Source organism: Psychrobacter sp. ANT_H56B (assembly GCF_008369245.1).
Taxonomy (GTDB): Bacteria; Pseudomonadota; Gammaproteobacteria; order Pseudomonadales; family Moraxellaceae; genus Psychrobacter; species Psychrobacter cryohalolentis.
Map to the genome: position 1 here is coordinate 218,779 of NZ_VOBF01000001.1, position 26,864 is coordinate 245,642.

20 protein-coding genes and 1 other RNA gene are annotated in these 26,864 nt (G+C 42.0%); 9 read left to right on the plus strand and 12 right to left on the minus strand.

The genetic code is table 11. The features are described 5' to 3' along the window. The 9 genes from FQ082_RS00830 to ffs all read right to left on the minus strand — a co-directional run bounded on the left by FQ082_RS00830 (position 1) and on the right by ffs (position 11,317). Positions 1 to 1,083: an ABC transporter permease gene (locus FQ082_RS00830; RefSeq protein WP_149491681.1), complete on the minus strand. Its 1,083-nt coding sequence runs from the start codon at positions 1,081 to 1,083 to the stop codon at positions 1 to 3. Further along, positions 1,083 to 2,150, minus strand: coding sequence for a microcin C ABC transporter permease YejB (gene yejB / locus FQ082_RS00835; protein ID WP_011513762.1), 1,068 nt, complete (start codon positions 2,148 to 2,150; stop codon positions 1,083 to 1,085). Before yejB ends, FQ082_RS00830 begins: the two co-directional genes overlap by 1 nt. Positions 2,151 to 2,241: 91 nt before the next feature. After that, a complete protein-coding gene (gene gloB / locus FQ082_RS00840; protein WP_133104626.1) occupies positions 2,242 to 3,021 on the minus strand; it encodes a hydroxyacylglutathione hydrolase in 780 nt (259 codons plus the stop codon). Between the two features lie 96 nt (positions 3,022 to 3,117). Beyond that, a complete protein-coding gene (locus tag FQ082_RS00845; protein ID WP_149491682.1) occupies positions 3,118 to 4,950 on the minus strand; it encodes an extracellular solute-binding protein in 1,833 nt (610 codons plus the stop codon). A 247-nt stretch (positions 4,951 to 5,197) separates the two neighbouring features. Then, positions 5,198 to 6,307 (minus strand): 3-phosphoserine/phosphohydroxythreonine transaminase, encoded by a 1,110-nt coding sequence (serC, locus tag FQ082_RS00850; RefSeq protein WP_149491683.1) that lies wholly within the window; start codon positions 6,305 to 6,307, stop codon positions 5,198 to 5,200. Positions 6,308 to 6,452: 145 nt separating this feature from the next. Further along, complete coding sequence (locus FQ082_RS00855) at positions 6,453 to 7,319, minus strand: hypothetical protein (RefSeq protein ID WP_149491684.1); 867 nt, start codon at positions 7,317 to 7,319, stop codon at positions 6,453 to 6,455. A 105-nt stretch (positions 7,320 to 7,424) separates the two neighbouring features. Continuing rightward, positions 7,425 to 10,358, minus strand: coding sequence for a M48 family metalloprotease (locus FQ082_RS00860; protein WP_149491685.1), 2,934 nt, complete (start codon positions 10,356 to 10,358; stop codon positions 7,425 to 7,427). A gap of 58 nt (positions 10,359 to 10,416) precedes the next feature. Next, positions 10,417 to 11,013 carry a LemA family protein gene (locus FQ082_RS00865; protein WP_149491686.1) on the minus strand — a complete coding sequence of 199 codons (597 nt, stop codon included), beginning with the start codon at positions 11,011 to 11,013 and terminating at the stop codon, positions 10,417 to 10,419. A gap of 207 nt (positions 11,014 to 11,220) precedes the next feature. Next, an RNA gene (gene ffs / locus FQ082_RS00870) (signal recognition particle sRNA small type) lies at positions 11,221 to 11,317 on the minus strand. Positions 11,318 to 11,561: 244 nt separating this feature from the next. Here ffs and FQ082_RS00875 point away from each other — a divergent pair. Then, positions 11,562 to 12,278 (plus strand): SIMPL domain-containing protein, encoded by a 717-nt coding sequence (locus FQ082_RS00875; protein ID WP_149491687.1) that lies wholly within the window; start codon positions 11,562 to 11,564, stop codon positions 12,276 to 12,278. A gap of 98 nt (positions 12,279 to 12,376) precedes the next feature. Here the strand turns inward: FQ082_RS00875 and FQ082_RS00880 are convergent, their stop codons facing one another. Next, a complete protein-coding gene (locus tag FQ082_RS00880; RefSeq protein ID WP_262498113.1) occupies positions 12,377 to 13,108 on the minus strand; it encodes a DUF4124 domain-containing protein in 732 nt (243 codons plus the stop codon). A 283-nt stretch (positions 13,109 to 13,391) separates the two neighbouring features. Further along, positions 13,392 to 14,801 carry a type I glutamate--ammonia ligase gene (gene glnA, locus FQ082_RS00885; RefSeq protein WP_149491689.1) on the minus strand — a complete coding sequence of 470 codons (1,410 nt, stop codon included), beginning with the start codon at positions 14,799 to 14,801 and terminating at the stop codon, positions 13,392 to 13,394. A 748-nt stretch (positions 14,802 to 15,549) separates the two neighbouring features. Between glnA and FQ082_RS00890 the strand changes: the two genes are divergently transcribed. The 5 genes from FQ082_RS00890 to FQ082_RS00910 all read left to right on the plus strand — a co-directional run bounded on the left by FQ082_RS00890 (position 15,550) and on the right by FQ082_RS00910 (position 19,912). Beyond that, positions 15,550 to 16,173, plus strand: coding sequence for an anthranilate synthase component II (locus tag FQ082_RS00890; RefSeq protein ID WP_149491690.1), 624 nt, complete (start codon positions 15,550 to 15,552; stop codon positions 16,171 to 16,173). Between the two features lie 45 nt (positions 16,174 to 16,218). Further along, a complete protein-coding gene (trpD, locus tag FQ082_RS00895; protein WP_149491691.1) occupies positions 16,219 to 17,358 on the plus strand; it encodes an anthranilate phosphoribosyltransferase in 1,140 nt (379 codons plus the stop codon). Positions 17,359 to 17,421: 63 nt separating this feature from the next. Continuing rightward, positions 17,422 to 18,309 (plus strand): indole-3-glycerol phosphate synthase TrpC, encoded by an 888-nt coding sequence (gene trpC, locus FQ082_RS00900; protein ID WP_149491692.1) that lies wholly within the window; start codon positions 17,422 to 17,424, stop codon positions 18,307 to 18,309. 103 nt (positions 18,310 to 18,412) lie between these two features. Continuing rightward, a complete protein-coding gene (locus FQ082_RS00905) occupies positions 18,413 to 19,144 on the plus strand; it encodes a Smr/MutS family protein (protein WP_011513775.1) in 732 nt (243 codons plus the stop codon). Between the two features lie 108 nt (positions 19,145 to 19,252). Then, a complete protein-coding gene (locus FQ082_RS00910) occupies positions 19,253 to 19,912 on the plus strand; it encodes a DNA-3-methyladenine glycosylase family protein (protein WP_149491693.1) in 660 nt (219 codons plus the stop codon). A gap of 21 nt (positions 19,913 to 19,933) precedes the next feature. On the opposite strand, the gene FQ082_RS00915 is transcribed toward FQ082_RS00910, so the two are convergent. Beyond that, positions 19,934 to 21,946 (minus strand): mechanosensitive ion channel family protein, encoded by a 2,013-nt coding sequence (locus FQ082_RS00915; RefSeq protein WP_262498114.1) that lies wholly within the window; start codon positions 21,944 to 21,946, stop codon positions 19,934 to 19,936. A gap of 311 nt (positions 21,947 to 22,257) precedes the next feature. On the opposite strand from FQ082_RS00915, the gene FQ082_RS00920 reads away from it, so the two are divergent. The 3 genes from FQ082_RS00920 to FQ082_RS00930 all read left to right on the plus strand — a co-directional run bounded on the left by FQ082_RS00920 (position 22,258) and on the right by FQ082_RS00930 (position 26,740). Continuing rightward, positions 22,258 to 24,102 carry a TonB-dependent receptor gene (locus FQ082_RS00920; RefSeq protein ID WP_262498115.1) on the plus strand — a complete coding sequence of 615 codons (1,845 nt, stop codon included), beginning with the start codon at positions 22,258 to 22,260 and terminating at the stop codon, positions 24,100 to 24,102. Between the two features lie 351 nt (positions 24,103 to 24,453). Then, positions 24,454 to 25,878: an adenosylhomocysteinase gene (gene ahcY / locus FQ082_RS00925; RefSeq protein WP_149491695.1), complete on the plus strand. Its 1,425-nt coding sequence runs from the start codon at positions 24,454 to 24,456 to the stop codon at positions 25,876 to 25,878. Between the two features lie 13 nt (positions 25,879 to 25,891). After that, positions 25,892 to 26,740: a methylenetetrahydrofolate reductase gene (locus tag FQ082_RS00930; protein WP_149491696.1), complete on the plus strand. Its 849-nt coding sequence runs from the start codon at positions 25,892 to 25,894 to the stop codon at positions 26,738 to 26,740. Positions 26,741 to 26,864 lie beyond the last annotated feature (124 nt).

Consider the following 26,864-nt stretch of genomic DNA (forward strand, 5'->3'; position numbering starts at 1 on the left):
TTAAGAGCGCCTCGGATCAAAGGCATCACGCAGTGCTTCGCCAACGAAGATGAGCAACGACAAAATAAAGGTTAAACTAAAAAATCCCGATAAGGCCAGCCAAGGCGCATCAAGGTTGTTTTTCCCTTGTACCATCAGCTCACCCAGCGACGGTGACCCAGGCGGTAAACCATAACCTAAGAAATCTAGCGCTGTTAACGCAATAATATTGGCCGTTAAAATGAACGGCAGCTGTGACAAGCTTGACGCTAGCGCATTGGGCAAGATGTGCCTTAGCATGATTTGGCTGTCGGAAGCCCCCAGATTACGCGCCGCACGCACATAATCAAAGTTACGCGCGCGCAAAAACTCTGCCCGTACCAAACCAACCAATCCCATCCAGCCAAACAATAACATCATCGCAAATAGCATAAAAATACTGGGGCTAAATAAGCTGACCAAAATAATAATCATAAACAGCTGCGGCATACCGCCCCAAACCTCCATGAAGCGCTGCCCTGCCAAATCTATCCAACCACCGTAATAGCCTTGTATCGAACCGACGATAATACCAATTAACGCGCCTGCAAGTGTCAATGCCAGACCAAATAATAATGACACTCGCATGCCATACAGTATACGCGCCAGCACATCGCGACCCAAGTCATCCGTACCAAGCCAATTCTGGCTATTGGGTGCCGCTGGATATGGAATGCCCAGCTCAACGTTTGGTGTCTGATCAGCAAACGGAATGATCGGCATCACATAATAACCCTGATCATTAATCAGTGTTTGTACCGCAGGATCTTTGTAATTGGCCTCAGTCTCAAATACCCCGCCAAAAGTCGTCTCAGGATAGGCTTTTAGTACGGGGAAATAGTAATCGCCTTGATACTGTACAAGTAGCGGCTTGTCATTGGCAATCACATTGGCTGCCATACAGATGACAAATATCAAGGCAAAAATGAACAGCGATATGACACCAAGACGATTTTGACGAAAGCGATTAAGTCGCGCCTGCCAGATAGGATTTAGGCGACGTTTTTTTTCTATAGCAATAGCAGATGCGCTTGAGTGCGTTGAAGGTAATGGATGACTTGACATTAGCGCCCCTCAAAATCGATACGGGGATCAATTAAGTGATAACTTAAATCACTGATTAACTGTAATAACAGTCCGACCAAGGTAAAAATAAACAGCGTGCCAAATATCACGGGATAATCACGCTGCTGAATGGCTTCGAAACCTAACAAGCCCAAACCATCAAGTTTAAAAATAATCTCAATAAGGAAATTACCGGCAAAGAAAATGCCAACGATAGCCGCTGGAATACCGGCGATAATAATCAGCATGGCATTACGAAACACATGTCCATATAGCACTTGACGCTCAGCCAAGCCTTTGGCACGAGCGGTAAGCACATATTGCTTGCCCAACTCTTCTAAAAAACTAAATTTGGTTAGATACGTCAAGCCAGCAAACCCACCAACCGTACTTGCCAACAGCGGTAATGCCAAGTGCCAAAAGTAATCTTTGATTTTACCCAGCACGCTCAATTGATCAAAATTCTCAGAGGTCAAGCCTTGCAGTGGAAAGATATTCCAGTAGCTACCACCTGCAAAAAACACCAGTAATATAACGGCAAATACGAAAACGGGTATTGCATGGCCGATAGCTAGTAGCATGGCTGTGACTTTATCAATCCCTGAACCATGATGCATGGCTTTATAGACCCCCAGTGGAATCGCTATCATATAAATCAGCAGCGTGCTCCAAAGCCCAAGCGAGATTGAAACGGGTAGCTTCTCGATAATCAAATCAGTGACCGATTGCCCTTTAAAAAACGACTCCCCAAAATCCAGCTGGGCATAATTTTTTAGCATCAGCCAAAAGCGCTCAGGCGCGGATTTATCGAAGCCATATTGTGCATTAATCGCCGCCACCATCTCTTCTGATAGGCCGCGCGTGCCTTGATACGTACTATTATTACCTGAACTACCCGCACCAATATTACCACCCAAGGCATTGTCCTTTGCACCTTGCTCAATCATGGCAAATTGCTGCTCAACAGGACCGCCGGGCGCTGCTTGTACAATGACAAAATTCGCCAGCAATATCAAAAATAGCGTCGGTAATATCAATAACAACCTTTTTAAGATATAACGACCCATAATGGCGGCTTCCTAATAGTAAGAAATATGGCAATAGAAAGAATACGCAGCTAATAACTATCAAAGCGTCAGTCGAAGCATTGATTAGAATTTAAAAGTTATTTTTAAGCTCACGTAGAGCTGCAAATACAGTCAAAGATTTATCATCATCGATATTAAACTGAGCCTTTACACCTGCAATCACACTCGGCTCTTGCGTGCGTAAAAATACATTGATCGCACGTTCATGTCCTAAAGTAACGGGGAGCGTCGGAATGCCTTGTGCGGTTTTGTCTTCTGCTTGTGCCAAAGCTTGCTGCATCGCTTCATTATCAGGCTCAATAGATAGCCCAAAACGTAGATTGCTAGCAGTATATTCATGTGCAGGATATAACAGCGTCTCAGCTGGCAGTCCATTTAGACGCTTAAAGCTGTCATGCAACTGCTCAATCGTTCCTGTAAACACACGTCCGCATCCAGCACTAAATAAGGTATCGCCACAAAAGCAGTGCTTAAGGCCATCGATATCTAATATATAAGCCATATGGCTGGCGGTATGACCTGACACATCCCATACCTGCGCAGAGCAGCCCCACGCGCTTACTGTACTGCCATCTTTGATGGTCTGATCTTCATCGACACTATGCTCAGTATGCGCAACCAGATGCGTCATCGGATACGACTCTTGTAACTCTGCAACGCCGCCGATATGGTCATGATGATGATGAGTCGTCCAGATAGACGTCAGCTCTAATCCATTTTCCTCTAAATAAGCAACGACTGGTGCCGCTTGACCCGGATCAATAACAATGGCTTGCTTGTTACTCTCATTGATTAATGTCCAAATATAGTTGTCATTGAATGCTTTAATTGGGTGAATACGAATACTCATACTAAATCCTTACCAGTGGTTATCTTTATTGCTAATGTCTATTAAATTCTTTCAAATTACTTTTAATGTCATTGTCACTGTCACTGTCACTGTCACTTACTGTTTTAAATATTGATTAACGCGTGCTTCTGCTTTTTTATCCGTCCACCAGTAATCAATACCGATGGCATTAGATGGCAGCTCTTCAGTATGACGGTATTGATTCCAATACGCGACATTGGTACTAGACTTACCATACAATGGCACCAAATAGTGACCTGCACGCAGCAGGCGATCGAGTACCTGAGTATAGAGTACAATCTCGTCACGGTTTTTAGCATTGGCAAGCAACGCTGTCACTGTATCGATAGCAGTATTTTTTATGCCAGCCGTATTATGATTACCAGGCTCATCAGCCGCCGCACTGCCCCAAAATGCCGCTTGCTCAGCACCAGGCGATAAGCTCTGGGCGAATACATCGACTACCATGTCATAATCGAAACGACGCACACGCTCATAATATTGTGCACCATCCACTTGGCGTAGCGTCACATCAAAGCCTAAACGCTTTAGATTACGAATATAAGGCAACAACACTCGACCCATGGTTTCGCCTGTCATTAGAATTTCAATCTGAGCAAGCTTGCCATCCGGCTGATACAGCTTCATATCTTCATAATAAAATCCAGCATCTAGCAACAGCTGCCGCGCTTTTAACAACCCTTCGCGATTAAAGCCACTACCGTCACTGGTTGGCAGCTGCCACTCCATTAATACTGCTTTGCGCTGCATTGGCTCAAGTTTAGATAATAATGGACTTAGCACCTGCATCTCTGCATCTGTCGGCGTGCCAGTGGCAGCAAGCTCTGAGCCATGAAAGAAGCTTTGCAAACGCTCATACTGCCCATGAAATAAGGTTTTATTCATCCATTCGAAATCATAAGCTGCGGTTAAGGCTTGACGGACACGAATATCTTGAAAGATGGGCCGACGCATATTCATGACAAGTGCTTGCATCGGCACTGGATTTTGACTGCTTATTGACTCTTTATTAATAAGACCTGCTTTTACCGCGGGGAAATTATAACCCGTTGCCCAGTTAGACGCTTTATTCTCTGGGCGAAAACGATATTGACCCGATTTAAAACCTTCAAAAGCAATCTCATCACTTTGATAATAGACAAACTTAATCATATCAAAATTATAACGACCACGATTGACCATCAAATCACGACCCCAATAATTGGGATCACGCACATAACTGACCGCCCGTCCGGCATCAACGCGCCCTAATTTGTAAGGACCGCTACCCATCAATGGCGTTAGGCTAATTTTTTCAAAATCAGCATCGATAGAGGACTTGGCAAAAATAGGAAATTGACCAACCGTTAATAAAATCTCTTTATTCTTATCAGAGGCAAAAACAAACTTTACTTGCTGTTCATTAATAATCTGAATGTCTTTAATATCCCCCAAATAGCTGCGAATATACATCGGCCCTTTGTTCAGTATCGCGTCGTAAGTGGCTTTTACATCGTGACTGGTCACCGGTGATCCATCCCAAAAGCGTGCGGCAGGATTGATATGATAAATAATCCAGCTGGTATCATCAGGGTCATAAGTGACCTTACTTGCCAGCTGCGGATACATGGTAAAAGCTTCATTTAGTGAGCCTGTCATCAAAGTATCATATAGATAGTCGGTGCCAGCCATTGCTACCCCCGTGGTCATCCATTTATTAGCCGCATTAAAAGTACCGCGCGCATCAAGCGACAACGTGCCACCAGTGGGCGCATTTGGATTGGCATACGGCATAAATGGGGCGTTGATATATTCAGTAGGACTATTATGACCAAGCGCAGTAGTAGTGATCGGCACCGCGATACTGGCTGGTATCCAGCTCGCCATGGTCACTAATAGGACAGTTTTTAGCATGGTATTTTTTATCATAATAAAGTTATAACAAACCCCTGTGCTAGCCCAATGAATATGGTGATAATTGACTGAAGTGCTGCTCTATAATGGAAAGCAGTAAGTGCCGCAAAATTTTATCATAACAAACTTAGTTTTTTTAACCTAATGGTTTGCAGCGTGAAAGTTATTTCATGACACATTATTCACCAATGATAAGCATCAATGCTCATAAAAAAAGACGCAACTCATAAAAGTGCGTCTTTTTTCCAAAAACTGTACTGACTTAAGCGTGCTTCTTTTCAAACGCAATCATAAAGTCGACCAATTGCTGCACCCAGTCTAGCGACACCGCATTGTAGATGCTAGCACGCATACCACCAACATCGCGGTGACCTTTTAGATGCAGTAAACCTGCGGCTTCTGACTCTTCTAAAAATACTTTATCAAGACTGCTGTCAGCCAACGTAAATGGGACGTTCATGATAGAACGATACTTAGTGTCGACTGGATTGCTATAAAAGCTACTATCGTCAATCGTTTTATAGAGCAAATCCGCTTTTTGTTGATTGATTTTTCCGATAGCAGCAACGCCGCCTTGCTCTTCTAACCAATCAAAGACTAGACCTGCCAAGTACCAAGAGTACGTCGCTGGCGTGTTTGACATAGATTCTTTTTCGGCTTGGTGTTCATAGTTCATGAGTAACGGGCACCACTCACTTGCCTGCCCTAATAAGTCTTCGCGAATGATGACAATAATTAGCCCTGCTGGACCAATATTCTTTTGCGCACCAGCATAAATCATCCCAAATTTAGACACATCAATCGGTTGTGACAAAATGCAAGATGACATATCAACGATAATAGGCGCATCAACTTTCGGTGGCTCAAATACTTGCAAACCATGAATGGTCTCATTGGCACAGTAGTGGAAATACGCCGCATCTTCGCTCAGGTTCCAGTCACTTTGGTCTGGCACGTCGGTAAAGTTACTGTCTTTGCCTGTTGCCACCAGATTAACTTCACCAAGGCCTAAATTAGCATAACGCTGCGCTTCTTTGATCGCTTTTCCTGACCATGCACCAGTAGTGAGGTAGTCACCGCGTCCACCATTTAACAGATTTAATGGAATGGCTGAAAACTGTAAGCTGGCACCACCTTGCAAAAACAGCACTTTATAATTGTCTGGAATATCCATCAACGAGCGCAGTTTGGCTTCAGCTTTTTCAGTAATCGCGATGTACTCTTTACTACGATGGCTGATTTCCATCACCGATACGCCGCGTCCTTGCCAGTCTAGCAACTCTTCTTGAGCACGTGATAACACGGCGGTCGGTATAGTAGCAGGTCCTGCTGAAAAATTAGGTACACGGTTAGGAGCAGCTTTGGTAGTCATAATCATTATCCTAAATATGATAAAATCATCGTTGTTAGTTGGGATTTAAAACTTATGGGATTTAAAAGTTAACCATTGAAATACTTTTTACGTTTTTATTTTATTGGCTAACGACTATGTTGCTTATAAAAAATAATCAAAACTTTCACTGTTGATCAGCCGAACCAGAAATCATCTCCCAAAGCGTGCGCTTTAAGCGACTATCAGTAAGCATTTCATCTAACGTCGGTGCAGTAGTCAAATCGGGATGCTCAAGCCCTTCAGGTAACGCAGTCAACGCCAACACCTTTATTTCTTCTTCGCAGCGTCCAATTTTAAAGACATGTCCAGCAAAACTAGCATTGGCAAGCTCAGCCGTATCCATGCCCTCACAGATAGGGAATGATGTTGTCTCACAAGAGATTGATAGCGCTTGTGTGATATTTTGCCACAGTTTTTGGCTGTCATTATTAAGCGCTTGAATATCAGCAATGATTACCCAATCGCCATAACGACCACCTTGTAAGTCGAACGATGCTACCTTAAGGGTATGGTCATAATGACTGTCATTAGAAAATACCTGCTCATCAAACAGGGCAACGTCTTGTTGAACGACCGTATCTATCTTAGAACCAACTGCGGTATCAGGGCTGACTGCATCAAAACTATAGGTAACTGGGCTTTGCTTGTTAAAGGTATGCGCGCTTATATCTTGGAGGTCGTCAGTTCCCGCTTCATTATATGGATAAGCAGAGACATCATGGTCAGCACTGCTATCTAATATTTTAACGTTTTCTTCATCTGGATTTACGATGCTGACAACTGGCTGTTCATTATTTGGCTGTGTCTTGACATTGCTAGTAGTAGAATCAGACTGAACCATACTAGGCATGACAGTAGATGCTGCAATATCACTGATATTAAAAGTTTCTGAGCTTGGCTGCACCCACTGATTGATACCCATCATCGCTAAAATCTGACGCTGCTGTACACGGTGCTGTAATACCAGCTGCGGGTCTTGGATATCACTCATGCGACTCTACAATCCTACTTATATCAAATGGGTTTACAGGCTTCTACTGTCAAAAACGATGCTAACAATTACTTGATGCATTAACTATAAAATCGTCCAATCTACCTAAAAAAGCTGTCTAACACCAAGCCAGTGCTCTGCCAGTATCGTTAAGCAATCATATTCATCTTGGCTGACTATCGTATCGTGTAACATCACTGTATGCAATGTACTTAGCCATTGACGATAATGGCTAACTATATATAGATTATCAGTAATGACATCATCAATATGGCTGTTTTTTATAGCGCTATTATACTCTATTTGACCATCACTCTGCTGCCTGTCTTGATAATTATCACCAGCCTCTTCACTGTCTATGCTTGGTGATATAAAAATAGGCACTGCTTCTATCAATGCCAATAATTGCACACTATTTAAATTTTGTGCAGTCAATAGTAGCCATTGCAAATTTGCATCGCTCACTGCTGTTAAATCAATATCAATCAGGCGTGCATGACGGCGTACATATACAACATAATTGGACACATTAAAACTTCTATCACTCAGAGCTGATGCTACCTGACCTTTGACATCTTTTGATAATCGGTAGGCCAGTAGCGTTAATATTGTTTTTTCAGCGTTGCCAAGGCTGTTAAAAACCTGACCTGATGGATCAAGCTGCGCATAAATATCCTCTAGACCAGCTCGTAACTCCAGTTGCCATAATTCATTGGCGCTTGATAAATGATGGTTTAAAACACCAGCCAGTATAGACAGTAGTTGCTGTAAGTGCAGCGCCTGCCATAATGACAAAATTGATGGTGACCGAGAGATTGTATTCTCTGAGCGCGTGAATACTGGTTTAGGCTCACCCATGTAAACGTCATCATTGGCTATTTCATCAGCAAAATTTCTGCTCAAATCGACGGTTAACTGATTTTTAAACAGCTGAGTGATGCCGTGCTGATACCGCATCAGCATGGTACGAGATTTTTTTTGCTGTTTATAATATTGATGGCTTTGGTGGCTATGGCTACTTTCACTTTTTAGGCGTAATTCATTTATCACGCTTTTAGATAAATTATGCTGGGATAGTTGCTTTATAGCCAATATTATCAAAGCACTATCTAACCGCCGATCAATACCAGCAACCACCTCTAGTAACTGCTGGTCTATGGCATGCAACAATATTTTCTGATCACTCATTGTATCAATTCGAGGTTTTACATTAGAAGTAGAGCTGCTATCAGTCGTAGTCACTACCCTATCTTTAGGAATACCACTCCAGATATCTGATAAATCATAAGTGGCAGTGGTAGACAATATGTAACCTTGATGGCATAACATCACTGCCTCAATCAAAGCCTGCGCACCCCGCGGATGGTAACTGTGATTAAGCACATATTGTGGCAATGACACCTTGTTTATATCAGCAGTACTGATTAAATTTTTTGCCAGTAGGTCGCTATCATGCTTTGCTTGCCATGGCCTTATCAGCTGACGTTTATCAATCGACTTTGCTTTTACTTGTAAACGCCCATCAACTATCACATCGTTCTCTACAGCAAACTCAAGACCTGAGTCCGTGTTTAACTCACTACTTATTTTTGTATCATTGTTCTTATAAATACTAGGTGATGACTGAGATTGAAGTATGATTTTTTCTGGCGATTCTATACTTAGGCTATTATTTCTTCTTTTTAGGCTATTTGCTGTTATTACTCCCCAATCACCCAGCCGGCGCTGCTCATAAACTTCTTGTACTTTCTTCTGATTAATACGTTTTTCTTTGGCAACTTGTATGGCAAATTTGTGATAAGTATTGGCATTAATGGCGCTCATACGCTCACTCAAACTTGGATGAGTGGCAAACCATGAAACATCACCTAGGTCGGCGCCGCTACTGGCAAAGAAAAAATGACTAAGTCCATTAATATCGGCGATACCTGTCAAGCGCGAACCCAAGGAATCTTGATGAATGGCTTGTAAGGTTTCCATAATTGCTGGCGAGCGTGTGAGCTGTATACTGGTCGCATCGGCTAGCAATTCACGCTCGCGGTTAAAGCTGCGCTTGATTAGTTGGGCACTTGCCATGCTAGAGAAGCTCAACCCATGTATTAGTAATGTCCAGATATTACGCGGTGCTTGTCGATCTATTACAGGTCTATTTTGCAACCATTTCGACTGACGCTTGGCTGAGGACTGCTGTTGTTGTGATTGCTGCTGCCAGTAAGTGACCCACTCACTATGAGTGGTAAAACGGGCGGTTTGCGCCTCTGTACTGCGTGCAAAATGATCAACTTGTCTCTGTGATAGAGACTGATGGGAAGTGATATCAGTATCAAGGGAACGATGATTGGAAATTGGATCACTCCAGTCATAGAGTAATTGTAAGCCTGCTAACACCACCATTAGTTGTAGATTAAACTTGGGATCACCATGTAAGAGATGACCATATTCGTGCCCTATCAGACCATATAGCCCCTCATCAGACAGTTTATCAAGTGCGCCTTGGGTAACTACAAGCGCCATATCTTGACTATGACGACCCGCAACGAATCCATTGATGCCTTGCTCGTTAGGCAACACATATAATATTGGCATACTAAAACCTGAAGCAATCGCTAGCTGCTGGGCAATCTCATAATAGCGACGATAAACAGGCGGGAAATCACGCTCATCATGTACCGCAATTTGGCGTGCACTGAAGCGAACCTTTGGTACAGGCTCATGCTGATGAGCAACCCCTTGACTATGCTCCCACGCATCTTGGCTGTGGTCGATAAATAGCCGAACCCCGCCCACGCGTTGGGCAATAGCGCGACCACCCGCTTCTAAACGTCTGTACTCTAAAAAACTGCCAATGACAAAGCTACCGATTATCCAGACCACAACCAGTATCAACACCCAATGGTAAATGACACCAGTAAATATCGTCAGCAGCAGCGCCATGATACCCAGCGCTACTGCCAGATGTGCAAAGACAATGAGAAAAAATAGCCCATAGAGCAACAGACTTCGCTGAGTACGAGTACGCTGTTCACCAAAAAAATCCATCTAGTTGCCTGACTTAAAAATAGCTGAACGCATTTAAGCATACGAACGTAATGAAACATCAGCCCATATTGACGACAGGTGCTTGTGCAATCGCTTTTCTATCTTCAAAGACCAATGGACTGAGAGGACGAAAACTAAAAGTCGTGCTAATCAGATTATTGGGAAATACCTCGCGGTCATTGTTGTAGAACATTACGCTGTCATTATAGTGCTGACGGGCAAAGCCAATGCGGTTCTCAGTATTGGTCAGCTCATCCATTAACTCTTTAATCATGCTGTCTGCTTTTAGCTCAGGATACGCTTCCACAACCGCTGAGAACTGTCCTAATGCTTTGGACAACATACTCTCAGCCTTGGCAAATAGCGCCATGTGTTCAAGCGAGTCTGGCTGATGCTTGCTAGAATCCTGCAGACTCTGAGCATGGTTGCGCGCACTAATAACGCTTATCAGCGTCTCTTCTTCGTGAGACAAGTAACGTCTTGTAGTTTCGACTAGGTTTGGAATCAAGTCATGACGACGTTTTAGCTGTACATCTATCTGCGCAAAACCATTTTTTGCTTGATTACGGGCGCGTACCAACTTATTAAATATTGATGTACCAAAAATCATTACCAATACAACCACTACAATGAATGACCAAACAAACACTTTCATCGTCAGACTCCAATACGCTTTGTATTAATCTTATTGTTAATAAAAGTTACTGTATTGTATTTTAACTTATATAGTTTACTAAAAGTTCAAAATAAGACAAAAGACAGGCGAAAAAAAAGCCCTTTATAATGAAGGGCTTATTATCAGGATTCAATATTTGGGCTTATTTATATATTTTATTATCAAATTTTGGGCAAAAAAAAGCGACCCCAAAAGCACATCCTCGGCACACATTATAACTATTACCGTTGCTACCTTCCGGTCCTGGCGGGATTCATAGAACAATGTTGCGAGGCTACCAATGGGGCCACCAGCTGCAGATTATACAAGAATTTTTTATTATTACAACCCCAATCGTAAAACTGTTTACTTTTTATACTACATGGGACTGTAACTTAAGTGACAAAATTCTCACAGCGATACTTTTAAATTTTGCTATTTTAGCTAAGAAGCTTAAATGCTATAAAAAATGCCAAATAAATAAAATGCATTTTTATGGCTTTCAAATTAACTTCTTCAAACACAATTACGTCATTCAGGAGATTATGATGAAAAACATATTAACTAGTAAAGCTGCTCTCAGCACTGGTACAGCGCTTTTATTAATAGCGATGATAGGAAGCGCTCATGCAGCACCAACTGGCTACGACCAACTTACTTTTCAGGCAGAAGTAAAAGAAGAGATTCAAAACGATGAGGTCACTGCTAGCTTATATAAAAAAGCACAGGCGACTGATGCAAAAGCATTAGCAACCACATTAAACACTTCGATTAATAATGCTTTAAAAATCGCTAAACGCTACCCAACTGTCACCGTCAGTACAGGGCAACAGCGTACCTACCCACGCTATGATAAAAGCAATAAAATCATTGGCTGGACAGGACAGGCAAATATCGATCTAAAAAGTACGGATTTTACCGCAACTAGCCAGCTGATTGCTGATTTACAAGAAACCTTAGTGATGGAAAATCTCAGCTTTGGTGTTTCAGATATCAAAAAGAATGCGTTAGAGCAAAAGCTAATGACTGAGGCTTCACGCGCTTTTCAGCAGCAAGCTAAAAATATGACCCGTGCTTGGGATGCACGCGGCTATCGTGTCGTCAATGTCAATCTAAACACTGGCAGCAATTATCCGCGCCCGATGTATAATGCAATGAGTATGAAAGCTGAGAGTGCTGATGCGTCGGTACCAAGCCAAAACTTTGAATCTGGTAACAGCACCATCTCAGTCACTGCCAATGGTACGATTGAGTTGACTAAATAAAATGCAGTCAAAGTTATATGAAAAGATGAGTATGAATAAAGGCAATCGCTGATATCAGTGATTGCCTTTATTTTTTAGATAACATTATTCATCATAGGCTACTTTATAGCTGGTTGCTCAAGAGTCATAGGTGTGTCTACTTGTGGTTTATTAAAGGTTTGCATATTAGGCTGTTTGCCATCTTGACGCAGTTTTAACAACACCTTTTGATGCCAAGGCAAGTGCTGATAAGCCAAAAGCTGCTCAGCAATTTTTTTATTATTTTGCAATGTCTGCGTATTTTGAATCACATAAATAGTTCGTGATATTTGCTTTAACGTCTGCCCTTTCGCGTTTTTAATCACAGCATGAATAACATGAGAGCCCGGTAGGATATCAACCGTAGAAATTGAGGCACTTAAACCTTGGGTTACCTCATTACCATCAAGCGTAATACTCACACTATCTCCTACTTGTAGTGCAGGTTTAATTTGTAGAGTGACCACGATACTTTGCGCCGGACGACGATAGGCGCGCTCTTCGCTAGGCTCAATCATCGTTAATTGATAACTGACGCGTGGTGCTTGAATTGCGCTTGAAGCACTTGCCATCGCTGGTGGTGTTACATTGCTAGTGACCATTGGCTTAGCAGGTGCAATAGGATTACTATCTACTGCGGTGCTGTTATTAGTAGCATTATTGGACGTAGAGTGAGTGTCCGTTATAACAGAAGTTTCACTAATTTTCTTGCCCGGTTTATTTTCGTAGTTCTGCGGGCGATCGGTAAAGGTGACTTGACCCGTTTTCTCATCAATGACTTTATAAATAGCAGCGGCATTTGCAACAGGCATCCAAAGACTAGCCGTGCTAACTATAAAACCCGTCAGCAGGCTTAAAGTCACACTTTTATTCAAAAGATTACTTTTTGATAATAGAGTCATAGTCAGTCAGCCTAATAGATACTTATTATGAATATACAGGTGAAACTATTATGCGTTACTTTTCATATTAAAGCAGTATCGTCTGCACAGAAATTTTTTCAGCTCAGTCAACATAGATATTCAAGAGCAAAAAAAACCAGCTAAGATCTACTTAACTGGTTTTTTATTGAGCTTTTAAATTTTTAACGACAAATTAGCAGCTGTAATATAAGTCAAATTCTACTGGATGTACAGTAATGTTGACGCGCTGTGCTTCTTCTTGCTTTAGAGCAATATAAGCCTCTAACATCTCTTTAGTGAATACATCGCCTTTTAATAAGAACTCATGATCATCTTTTAGTGCTTGTAGCGCCACTTCTAAGTTTTCAGCGACCGTTGGGATCAGTGCTTCTTCTTCTGGCGGTAAGTCATACAAGTTTTTGTCAGCTGCTTCACCTGGATGCATTTTGTTTTGAATACCGTCAAGACCTGCCATCAACAGTGCCGCAAACGCTAGGTATGGGTTAGCTGCTGGATCAGGGAAACGCGCTTCAACACGTACCGCTTTTGGGCTGCTGACGTGTGGAATACGAATAGATGCTGAGCGATTAGATGCTGAGTAAGCAAGCTTAATAGGCGCCTCATAATGAGGCACTAGACGCTTGTAGCTGTTGGTCGATGGATTGGTAATCGCATTAAGCGCACGAGCGTGTTTAATGATACCACCAACGAAATACAATGCCGTTTCAGACAAGCCCGCATATTCATCACCAGAGAAAGTATTGACACCATCTTTTGAGATTGAGATATGGACGTGCATACCAGAACCATTGTCACCAACGATAGGCTTTGGCATAAAGGTTGCTGTTTTGCCAAACTGATGGGCAACGTTATGTACGGCGTATTTTAGTTTTTGCACTTCATCTGCTTTGCGTACAAGGGTGTTAAAAGCAACGCCAATCTCTAACTGACAAGGCGCAACTTCATGGTGATGGACTTCGATGCAACCTTCACCAATCATATCTTCGATGCGATCGCACATGACAGTACGCATATCTTGTGAGCTATCAACCGGTGGTACTGGCACATAACCACCTTTGACACGTGGGCGATGACCCATGTTGCCCCACTCGTAATCTTTATTGCTTGACCAAGCCGCTTCTTCAGCAACGATTTCGTGACTGACACCAGACATGCCAACAGACCATTTTACTTCATCAAATACAAAGAACTCAGGCTCAGGACCAAAATACGCTGTATCACCAATACCAGTAGATTTTAAATACTCTTCAGCACGGCGTGCGATAGAGCGTGGATCACGGTCATAACCTTGCAAAGTTGATGGCTCGATAATGTCACAAGTCACAACAACGGTAACCGCATCAAAGAACGGGTCGATAAAGGCAGTTTCAGGATCAGGACGTAGAATCATGTCTGATGCTTCAATCCCTTTCCAACCAGCAATCGATGAGCCATCAAACATTTTGCCATCTTCCATCGATTCTTCATCAACGCTATGAGCTGGAAAGCTCATATGATGCTCTTTACCTCGGGTATCAGTGAAGCGAAAATCGACCCATTTGGCGTTGGATGATTTGATCAGATCAAGTAGTTTATTTGACATAGATAGTTTCCCTTGTGATTATCATGGTACTGAAATTATGGTAATGGCTTTATAGTGCTAAACAGTGCTGAGGTTGAAGATTACGATTTTTACTCGTTACTCATACTAATAGTCAGTATCCGTCTTTATTATTAATGACACATTTTTATCAATCAGACAAATGCAATTGCTATATTAGCAATATCTCGCTAATAATGTTGCACTCTTCAGACGCTGATTGATAAATAGTTTGTGCTGCAAGGCAATACAAGATACTTGTATGCTAGGAAGATGCAACAGCCATGCCAACCTAGCTAGTTTCATTACTCTATATCATCAGATTTTTAATTTATTACTAACAAATACAGTCGGTTAAATAAAATACAGTCTAATCTTTCAGAAAAAATATTCTCTCACATTTGCTTCTAACAATGAATATTGATGATTCAATATCATAATATTAGCATCATAATAGTGCATAGATAAGAATATATTTAGTGCATGTGCACCATAGTAGAACATTTACAAATATTTTTTGAAAATATACTTTTTTAACAGCGGTAATGGTGCCAAGTTGCCGTTCCATTAACGATTAAACATCCTTTTATCTATCGACATTCAATCTATAGAATCATCACATTTGATAGACGACAAAATAATGTTAATATAATGATGCCATAAAACCTTTAACATTAAGTGACATAGCAAACTGCCATACAAATTTATTAATCAACACCAACAGTAAACATCTCAATAAGTTGAAGCCCTCATGATTCTGATGATCGATAACTACGACAGCTTTACATATAATATTGTACAGTACTTCGGTGAATTGCAGCAGGACATCACCGTTTGTCGTAATGATGAGATTAGCATTGAGCAAATAAAAGCGCTTGCGCCTGACGTCATCGTTATCGGTCCTGGACCTTGCACCCCTGATAGCGCTGGCATCTCACTTGAATTGATTGATACTTTTAAAGGCATGATACCGATATTGGGTATCTGCTTGGGTCACCAAGCTATTGGACAGGCGTTTGGCGGTAACATAGTCAAAGCAAGCGAAGTGATGCACGGACGCTTATCCGCTATTTACCATAATGGACAGGGTGTGTTTATGGATTTACCCAATCCTGCACAGTTTACCCGCTATCATTCACTGGTTATTGATAAATCAAGCTTACCTGATGGCTTTGAGGTCACTGCTTGGACCCAACATATCGATGGCAGCATAGAAGAAATCATGGGTATTCGTCACCGTGACTTTGCCATTGAAGGGGTACAGTTTCATCCTGAATCTATTTTAAGCGAGGCCGGCTATCAGCTGCTTAATAACTTTTTACGAGCGCATCATTTGGCTGTTATAGACACCGATAACTTGCCACAGGTGGGCTAGCCGCTAGAAATTATCTAAAAATTTAAAATAATAATAAGTGAGAATATGATGACCACTGCTCCTTTGCAGAATGTACTTTCAAACGTAACCCGTACGCCAGAAGATATCCATCAGCTGTCAGATGACAGTATCCATGAGCTACTAACCACCGCATTAGGTAGGATTTTTCAACACATTGATCTGACCTTTGATGAGATGTATCAAGTGATGCTAATCATCATGCAAGGCAGATGTAGTGATGCCATGATGGGTGCTATTTTGACCGGTCTGCGTATGAAAGGCGAATCAATCGATGAGATTACTGCCTCAGCAACTGCTATGCGTGCATTAGCGTCAAATATCGCCCCAAAAGACTGTGACTATATGGTCGATATCGTTGGTACAGGTGGTGATGGTGCCAACTTATTTAATGTCTCTACAGCGGCAGCGTTGGTAGCAGCAGCAGCAGGCGCACAAGTTGCCAAACATGGTAACCGCGGTGTTTCAAGCAAATCTGGTAGCTCGGACTTGCTTGAGCAAGCTGGTATCAGTCTATCGCTGACGCCTGAGCAAGCTCAAGCCTGTATCGAAGACCAAGGTATTGGCTTTTTATTTGCGCCAAACCACCATAGCGCCATGCGTTATGCCAATCCAGTACGCCGTGAGCTAAAATCTAGAACGATTTTTAATATTTTAGGTCCACTCACCAACCCTGCTAGTACGCCCAATTTGGTGATTGGCGTTTTTACCGCGCAATTATGTGAACCTTTAGCAAAGGTCATGAAAAATCTAGGCGCGCGCCACGTGATGGTCGTCGGTGCAAAAGATGGTTTGGATGAAATAAGTCTCGCAACCTCGACCACGGTGGCTGAATTAAAAGATGGTGAAATTTCTGTCTATGATATGATGCCAGAGGATGCAGGTATTGATTCACAAACCTTGATTGGGCTTGATGTTGACTCACCAGCGCAAAGCCTCGAGCTAATACGTGCCGCTTTGTCAGGCACAGAGACACATGAACGATCAGTGCTTAAAGCGCGCGATATGATTGCGTTAAATGCAGGCGCAGCGATATATACTGCAGGACTTGCAAGCAACTATCCAAACGGTGTGAGCCGAGCACAAAAAATTATCCAAAATGGCGAGGCTTTAGTGAAGCTTGAGTCTTTGGCACAATATACGCAGCAATTGGCAGCCAATGCTTAACTTATAAGTACATAAACCTAGCCATTATAGACTATTTATCTTTAACCATATTTGGATACCGCCATGACTACTAACAAAACAGTTGGCTCACATATTCCTTCAGTATTACAACGTATCGTTGCTACCAAACATGAAGAGGTTGCTGCTGCTCGTAATCTGTTATCACTTGAGGACTTACAAGCGAAAGTCGCGGCAGATAAACAACCTCGTCGCGGTTTTGCCAGTGCATTGCGCGCCGCTGATATCGGTATTATTGCTGAGATAAAAAAAGCCTCGCCTTCTAAAGGTATTATCAATCACAACTTTGCGCCGGCTTTATTTGCTAAGCAGTATGAGCAATCAGGCGCAAGCTGTCTGTCTGTATTGACAGATTGCGATTACTTCCAAGGTGATGATAGCTACTTGGTCCAAGCACGTGAAGCTTGTGATCTGCCGATATTACGTAAAGACTTTATGATTGATGTCTATCAGATTTATCAGTCATATTTACTTGGTGCAGATTGTATATTACTGATTATGGCGTGCCTTGATGACGCACAGGCGCAAGAGCTACATGCGCTAAGCATCGAGCTTGGTATGGATGTGTTGATAGAAGTGCATACGGCAGAAGAGCTTGAACGTGCCCTACAATTGCCACATTCAGAGCACAATATCTACGGTATCAATAACCGTGACTTAAATACCTTTGATGTAGATTTGCAGACGACACTTGATTTAAAGAACGCCCTATTACGTGAGCTTGCTATTGATGATGCGCTTTCTGCTAATCCCAATGATAGCTTGCTACGACCGCTCATCGTAACCGAAAGTGGCATTCACAGCAGTAACGATATCCGCATGATGCTAAGCCATAATATTCAGCACTTTTTAATCGGGGAACAATTTATGAAAACCGATCATCCTGGACAAGCATTACAATCCTTACTTGCGAGCGTCGCAGCACAGGCGTAAAGTAAGTGAGATGGTTTAGATAAAGCTACTATGAAAATAGTCATTATCTTTATTACTTACTCAATTAATCATTTATTCACTAACCAACGATACATTAATTATTATGTCAAACTCTCTATTTTCAAAAGAAATGCAGGACCAACTTAAAGAGCTTAAAGGTCAATTGAGTAAAGGTCGTGATACTGTGTCACCTGATGGCGACGACGGTAAGCCCACTGAGCCTGTCTCGCTATTGACTCAAAAGCAAGTTAAAAAAACCGTCAAACAGATGGATAGCGAACATATCGATGATGATAAAGTCTTGTTCATGCAAGCAATGAATGGTGTCAATCAACTCGACGATAAAAACGTACGTTCACCTGCCAATGCAGCAAAAGCCAAAAAGCCTGATGCAGCGACACTGTCTAAACGTGCAGCCGCTCAAGGTGGCGAAGCAAGCGACTTGGGCGCTGGTTTATCAGATATGCAGGCTTTATTGAACCCTGTTGCTGGTGAAGCCTACTTATCTTATAAAAACCCTACCTTACAAAACAAAATTTTTACCCAGCTAAAACAAGGTAAATTACGTTGGTATGATGCTGTAGATATTCATGGCTGCACTATTGAAGAAGCGCGTGTAGCAATGACTCAATTACTCAGCCAAGCAAAGCAAAACAATGAAACATCGGTAAAAATCGTCCATGGTAAAGGTAGTGAAGCAATTCTAAAAACTTGCGTCAACGGTTGGTTACGTCAATTACCAGAAGTGTTGGCATTTTGCTCAGCCCCGCCAAAAGATGGTGGCAATGGCGCTGTATTGGTATTATTAAAAAAGAATAAGCCTGATAGCGAATAAGCTCTTTGGTTTAGGAACAAAAAAGGACTGTAAATAAGCAGTCTTTTTTTATAGCTGTATTTAACCTATATTCAGTGGGTAAATTTAATTATTTAGGACAAGTCTCTCATGGACGTACAAAATACTGAGATAATAAAAACCGTTAAAACAATTGAAAATAATGAACAGCTAAAACTTCACATCGATGCACTTATTGCTATTGAACCAAAATTTGCTCCTATCTATGAGCAAGTAGGTGCTCCAGACTTAAGACGTAATACTGGCGGCTTTGAGCAGCTAATGAGAGCGATAGTTGGTCAACAGCTATCTGTAGCGGCGGCTTCCAGCATTTGGAAAAAACTGCTTGATGCCAACCTCACCTCACCGCAAACGATTATTCAGGTAGAAGACGATATATTGCGGACACAGGGGTTATCTAAGCAAAAAATTCGTTATACGCGCTCATTGGTTGAGCATGATATCGACTTTGAAGCATTAACTACCATAAGTGATAAAGAAGTGCTTGAGATACTCACTGCTGTCGTTGGTATTGGCTGTTGGACGGCTGAAATGTACTTATTATTCTCTTTAGGACGAGCTGATGTACTGGCGGTCGATGACTTGGCGATTAAAGTCGCAGCGATGGATTTGCTAGGTCTAACAGAACGTCCAACACCAAAACAATTAAAAATGGCGACCAAAGATTGGTCGCCACATCGGAGTGCTGCTAGCTTACTACTATGGTCACATTACGGCTGGCTAAATAATAGAAAAGCAGTGCCTTTATAATAGGCTGTCCTGCTAAATGCTTCATACCTTAGGGAATCTAAAGCTTTTTTTAACCTGCTTGAACTTTAGTTTTGCTAAATTATAACCACGATTTTTATGAATGCGTTTGTATCTATTGTCGATCATATCCTTTTTTAAGCCATCTTTGGGTTTATCTGCGGTCTGCTCATCATCAACAGCATTCACATCTTTGCTTAAACTAACGGCTTCAGGCTTATCAGCAGCAGCATTTTTTTTATCAGCTTTCTTGTCAACCGTCTCGCCTTCTTTACTTTCATGATCTAATTCAGCCTGAAGCTCTGGCTGCTTAACAATCAGCTGCTGTGTTGGCAACGCATGCTCTACATCATACTTTCTAACTTGCATTAATAGATCAACAAATAACACGTCTTGTTTTTCATAGAATTCGATGATACCAGTGGCATTGATATAGGCTTGCAATTGAATAATATAACAATCTTGACGCAACTCTAAGATATTGACTTGGTTCCATTCTTGATTGGTTAATTCATGCTCATCCAAAAACGTATCCAAATGCTTTACCATCTTAAACACAACATCAATATCAGCGGTACGCTTGATATATAGCTGATGCAAAAAGCGGAACATATCACGCGAGGTAAAGTTTTCAATTTGCATCGATGAAAAGTCACCATTGGGTACTGTGACGATAGTGCGAGTCAAAGTACGCACGCGCGATGAGCGAATACCAATATCAATAACAGTACCTTCATAGGTACCAAACTTGCAATAATCACCGATACGTACAGGCGAATCTGCCACCACCACCACACTACCGACTAAGTTTTCGATGGTCTTTTGCGCACCTAATGCTAACGCTAAACCACCGACACCTAATGCCGCAATACCCGTCGTTAAGTCAAAGCCCAAGTTACCAAAAGTAACGATGACTGCAAATATCAATAACAGTGCTTTGACGACTTTGCGTAGTAGCCCCAAAATTGAGACCCGTTCAGTATAGTTTTTCTTATAGCTTAAGTTCACTGCACGGGTAAATAATGCATCGATAATGCGTAATAACAACCACGTTATCGCCACCCACGAAGCAATCTCGGCGAAACGGTTGACAGGCTCGCGTAGGGTCACTGACACGCCCGCATAAACCATCACCTCAGATAAAATCAGCGCCATAATCACTACCGCTAGCGGCAATATCACTTTATCTGGCAATGGTAGCGGCACATCACGGACACGAGGGTAAGTGATTTCTAATAAATGATACAGTAGCCATACTGCGATGTAGGTGAACAAAAAACTACTAATAGTCATCATTAAAGCGGCTACCAAATCAGCCAACTGATAACCAAAAAGCTTTTTGCCTTCCAACGAGTCAATGGTATAACGAGAAACCAAAGTCGGCTCATAGTTCTCTATCGCCTCTGGTATTGAGCTGAGTGTATCGGTAGAAAACTGCCAATATTGCTCACCTTCTTTTGACACCACTCTTTCAAGTAATAGAGGAATGCTGGCATCACTGACTTTGATGACACCTACATTTTCTTGGCTTGGCGGTAGCTGATCGGTCAAATTGCCTTCAGGCGTATTATTAATCTGCAAATCAGCCTGAAAACGACCACCTGCATCGAGGGCTTGCTTGAACTGTCTTACAATGGTTGTGGGATTGTCAGATTTAGATAGGTTTAAGTAATTACTCGCCAGCAAATAATCATTTTCACCCAATGCTGCAATAAATCCTTGCACCGTATGCCGAGGCGTATCGCGTCCGAATGAATCAGGTATCGATGTGCCATCCCCTTCCTCAGTCTTAGTCCCACCCACACCCAGTATGCTCGTCTCAGCTGCCAACGCACTAGGCTGCGAGAGGACACTAAGTGCCATAGCAACGAGTAGTGTTATCACGATTAATGGTAATTTCATCAATGACATCGATAAAGATGGCACGGCAGTGGTATTCAGACAATGTTTAATAAACAAAACAAACCTCATGGCTTTATGAATGGCATAACGAAAAACGGGGAAAATCTGCCCTATAATAACAATTATGATGGTCAAAAATATCACTAGTGAACAAAAAAATGATAAATAGCTTGTCCCTTGGTTAAACCAATCACAGATAGCTAATAGTGAATAATATTCATCCTATGATGAATAAACATTAGGCGAAAGTGGTGTATAAATCAGGTACTTTTATAGATAATAACGCCATGTATTTTATTTATTACTTTTTGTAATTTTTAGCTGCTCAGATTTCGCTTCTGTAACTACTTTATTTGATTAATTTGGAATTCAACATGGTTTTATCACGTTCATCTTCAACCACTTATCTGCGGTTGTGTATTTTAAGCGCATTTGGCGCATTTGCTATGAGCGCTAACGCCGCTACTGATGTCAATGTCATCAGTGATAGCGAGCTACCACAAGTTGAGCTTGATAAAATTGTGGTAACCGCCACACGTACTCCTACTAAAACCAGTAATGTCATTGCTCAGACTCGCGTAATCGATCAAGAAGAGCTACAACGTTATCAAGGCCAAACAATCACTGATGTCTTAAAAAATCAGCCTGGCATCAATATCGCCCAAAGCGGTGGCATGGGAACCGCGAGCAATTTTTATATGCGTGGTTATGACAGCAAGCAGGTTCTCGTACTTATTGATGGTATCCGTTATAGCTCAATCTCTTTAGGAACACCTTCATTAAATCTACTATCAGCTGACCAAATTGATCGCATTGAAATTTTATACGGTGCTTCAGGCTCTAGTATTTATGGCTCTGATGCTATGGGCGGTGTCATTCAAATCTTTACTAAAGGCGCAAATATTGACAGAAACAACTTTTCAGTCACTGCGGGTATAGGCTCACACAATCTCTATAATGTGGGCGCAAATGGTCAGTACGCTAACCAAGATACGACTCTTAGTTTAGGTGTTAGCCATACTGATACTGATGGTTTTAACGCTGTTAAAACTGGAGAGAATTTTAATCCAGACAATGATGGTTTTGATATGACATCAGCAAGTTTTGCCTTGACGCAAAAAATCACACCAAATGTGAAAACAGGTTTAAGCGCCTTATATAACAAATCTACATCTAAATTTGATGCTGCCCCTGATTGGCAAACACAGGCTGTTCACCCTGATGCTTATAGCGACCAAAACAATGGGTCTGCAACAGCGTTTATTGAACATGCAAACGACCTTACTACAACCAAGCTGAGCTACGGTCATAGTATCGACGAACTCACAACTTATGATAATGGTAATGATTTAAATAAAAGTACTATTTTTGATACCGCTCAAGATCATTTACGTTTAGAAAGCCAAGTTAAAGCAGGTGGTGGTCAAGCTATTTTGGGTCTTGAACACTTAAAGCAAAAAATAGACTCTACTACTAAGTATGATATCGATAGCCGCACTATAAAAAGTGCCTTTATTGGATATCAGTTAGCAGATTCTTATTATGACCTACAAGCCAATTACCGCGTCGATGATAACTCACAGTACGGCAATGAAAGCACCTATAATTTAGGAGCAGCTATACGTCCATTAGTTGGTATGAGAGTTGGTGCAAACTATGCAACTGGTTTTCGCGCACCAACCTTTAACGATTTATATTACCCTGGTTTCAGCAACCCAAGCTTGAAACCTGAAACGACTAAAAACACTGAAGTGTTTATTGAATATGTTACTGATAATCAGCTTTCACGCCTTACTGGTTATCACACTGATGCAGAAAACTTGATAGCATCTGGCAAAAATATTGGTGAAGCGAAAATCAAGGGCTTAAGCTTAACGTCAGATTGGCAAATCGACTCTTTCTTATTCGGTTTAGGCTATGATTATTTGGACGCAGAAGATAGAAACTCAGTAAAACCTGCATTTGGTGAGTCTACTTATGGTAACGATCTTGTTTATCGTCCTAAAAACAGTGGTTTAATTTATGTTGGCTATCAGCAGCCAACTTTCGATGTGCGTCTAGAAGCCAAGCATACAGATGAGCGGTTTTCTGATGCTGCTAACGCCGTTAAGCTAGATGCTTATACATTATTGAACTTAAGCGGTACTATGTATATCACGCCAAGCCTTCGTGCTAACTTGCGCGTCGACAATATAACTGACGAAGATTACACTTTATCAAATCAATTCGGTACAGAGTATGCCACTGAAGGTACCAGTTATTTCGGCTCACTTACCTATAACTGGTTTTAAGCTTATTTTACAAAAACCAGAACTTATATATAAATAATCAAGGTCATCCATTAAATGGCCTTTTTTATGGCTGTTATTTGCAAAACATACTTCTATATATCATGGACACTTACCATTTATATCAGTCAATAGGTGACAAATTAACCGCCATCTATTACAATAATCACCCTCCGAGAGGTGTTGCACCATAATATCTGATCTTGCAAATAGGCTTTAGAGCCGTGCTAATCAGTGGTTATGTTAGGCTCGGCAACTGTTGAATAGTCTTTCTCATGATTGTTGACAGCGCAAATAACGACACCTGCGTTTTTATTCTTTTTATCATACCTTAACCACTGATAGGAGCATATTATGGACGCAGTGTCTAACACCCCATCTGCCCATACGATCGACCCCTCTTTCACTGACTATAAAGTCGCCGACATCAGCCTTGCTGACTACGGTCGCCGTGAAATCACCCTTGCCGAAGCTGAAATGCCTGCTCTAATGGGTTTGCGTCGTCGCTACGAAGCAGATCAGCCGCTTAAAGGCGCAAAAATCGCTGGCTGTATCCACATGACCATCCAAACTGCTGTTCTTATCGAGACACTTGTCGCGCTAGGTGCTGAAGTACGCTGGACCTCATGTAATATCTTCTCAACCCAAGACCATGCTGCTGCTGCGATTGCTGCTGCTGGTATTTCTGTTTATGCTTGGAAAGGCGAAACAGAAGAAGAGTACGAGTGGTGCTTACGTCAACAAATTCACGTTGGTGGTGAAGCATCAGGTCAGCTTTGGGATGCTAACTTAATCTTGGATGATGGCGGTGATTTGACCGCATTGATTCATAATGATTATGCTGAATTGCTGGATAATATTCATGGTATTTCAGAAGAAACGACTACTGGTGTCCATCGCTTGGTTGAAATGCTAAACAAAGGTACGCTTAAAGTACCAGCTATCAACGTCAATGACGCGGTTACTAAGTCTAAAAATGACAATAAATACGGCTGCCGTCATAGCTTAAATGACGCTATCAAACGTGCAACCGATATGTTCCTTGCCGGTCGCCGCGCCTTAGTTATCGGTTATGGCGATGTTGGTAAAGGTTCTACGCAGAGCTTACGTCAAGAAGGTATGATTGTACGTGTGTCAGAAGTCGATCCTATCTGTGCCATGCAGGCTTGTATGGATGGCTTTGAAGTATTGTCACCTTATATCAACGGCGATAACACCGGCGGCGCAGAAAACATCAACACGCGTCTGTTAGAAGATACCGACATGATTGTTACCACGACTGGTAACTACCATGTGTGTGACAGACATATGCTAGCAGCACTTAAGCCTGGTGCAGTCGTTTGTAATATCGGTCATTTTGACACCGAAATTGACACCCAATTTATGCGTGACAACTGGCGCTGGGTTGAGATCAAGCCACAAGTGCATCAAATCTTCCGCTCAGACGACGAAAATGATTATTTGATTTTGCTTGCTGAAGGTCGTTTGGTGAATTTGGGTAATGCTACTGGTCACCCATCACGCGTGATGGACGGCTCTTTTGCTAACCAAGTATTGGCGCAAATGTATCTGTTTGAAGAAAAATTCGCTGACTTGCCAGCAGGTAAGCGCATTGACAACTTATACGTTAAAGTCTTACCGAAGAAGCTAGACGAAGAAGTGGCTGCTGCGATGGTTGCTGGCTTTAACGGTACGCTAACGAAGCTAACTGAAAAACAAGCAGAGTATTTGGGTGTGCCTGTCGAAGGTCCATTTAAGCCTGACGCTTACAAATACTAAAAGGAGCCAGACTGTGACTAAGCCTGCTTTCTCCTTTGAGTTTTTCCCAGCCAAAACCGAGCAAGGACACGAAAAGCTCCTCAGCACTTATGATGAGCTGAATAAGCTGTCACCTGCGTACTTTTCGGTGACCTATGGTGCTGGTGGTTCAACTCGTAGCCGCACTTTAGATATTGTCCAAGCCTTGTGCGCGCGCGGTGAAACTGACATTGCACCGCATATGTCTTGTATCGGTGATGACAAAGCAGAAATTGCTGAGTTGCTTGAGCATTATAAAAGCTTGGGCATCAAGCGCTTGGTCGCGCTACGTGGTGACTTGCCATCAGGTCAAGTCGGCATGGGAGAGCTGCCATTTGCTTTAGACTTAGTAAAGTTCATTCGTGAACATTCGGGCGATCATTTCCATATTGAGGTAGCTGCCTATCCTGAAATGCATCCACAGGCGCGTAGCTTTGAGCTTGATGTCGACAACTTGGTCAATAAATACCAAGCGGGCGCCAATGCTTCAATTACGCAGTTTTTCTATAACGCGGATAGCTATTTATATCTGCGTGAGAGCTTAGAAAAACGCGGTATCGATACGGTGGCTCAACCTTTGGTTGCTGGCATTATGCCCATCACCAATTCTAGCAATCTGATGCGTTTTGCTGACAGCTGTGGCGCTGATATCCCGCGTTATGTGCGTAAGCAGTTGGCTGACTTTGGCGATGATAGCAAGGCTATTCGCGAGTTTGGCTTTGAAGTGGTCTACCGTTTATGCGAGCGTTTAATTAGCGAGGGCGTACCTGCCATGCATTTTTATAGCATGAATAAGGTTGAGCCAAACAAGCGCTTAATTGAAGCCTTAGGTTTGATTGCTTAAATATTTACCGAATGTATTGCTTAATGACTGGCGTTCCTAGGAGCGCCAGTCTTTTTTGGTATGGGAATTGCAGTTATGCGAATTCCATTATTGACAATCCCTTTACCCACTCAAATGATATTCT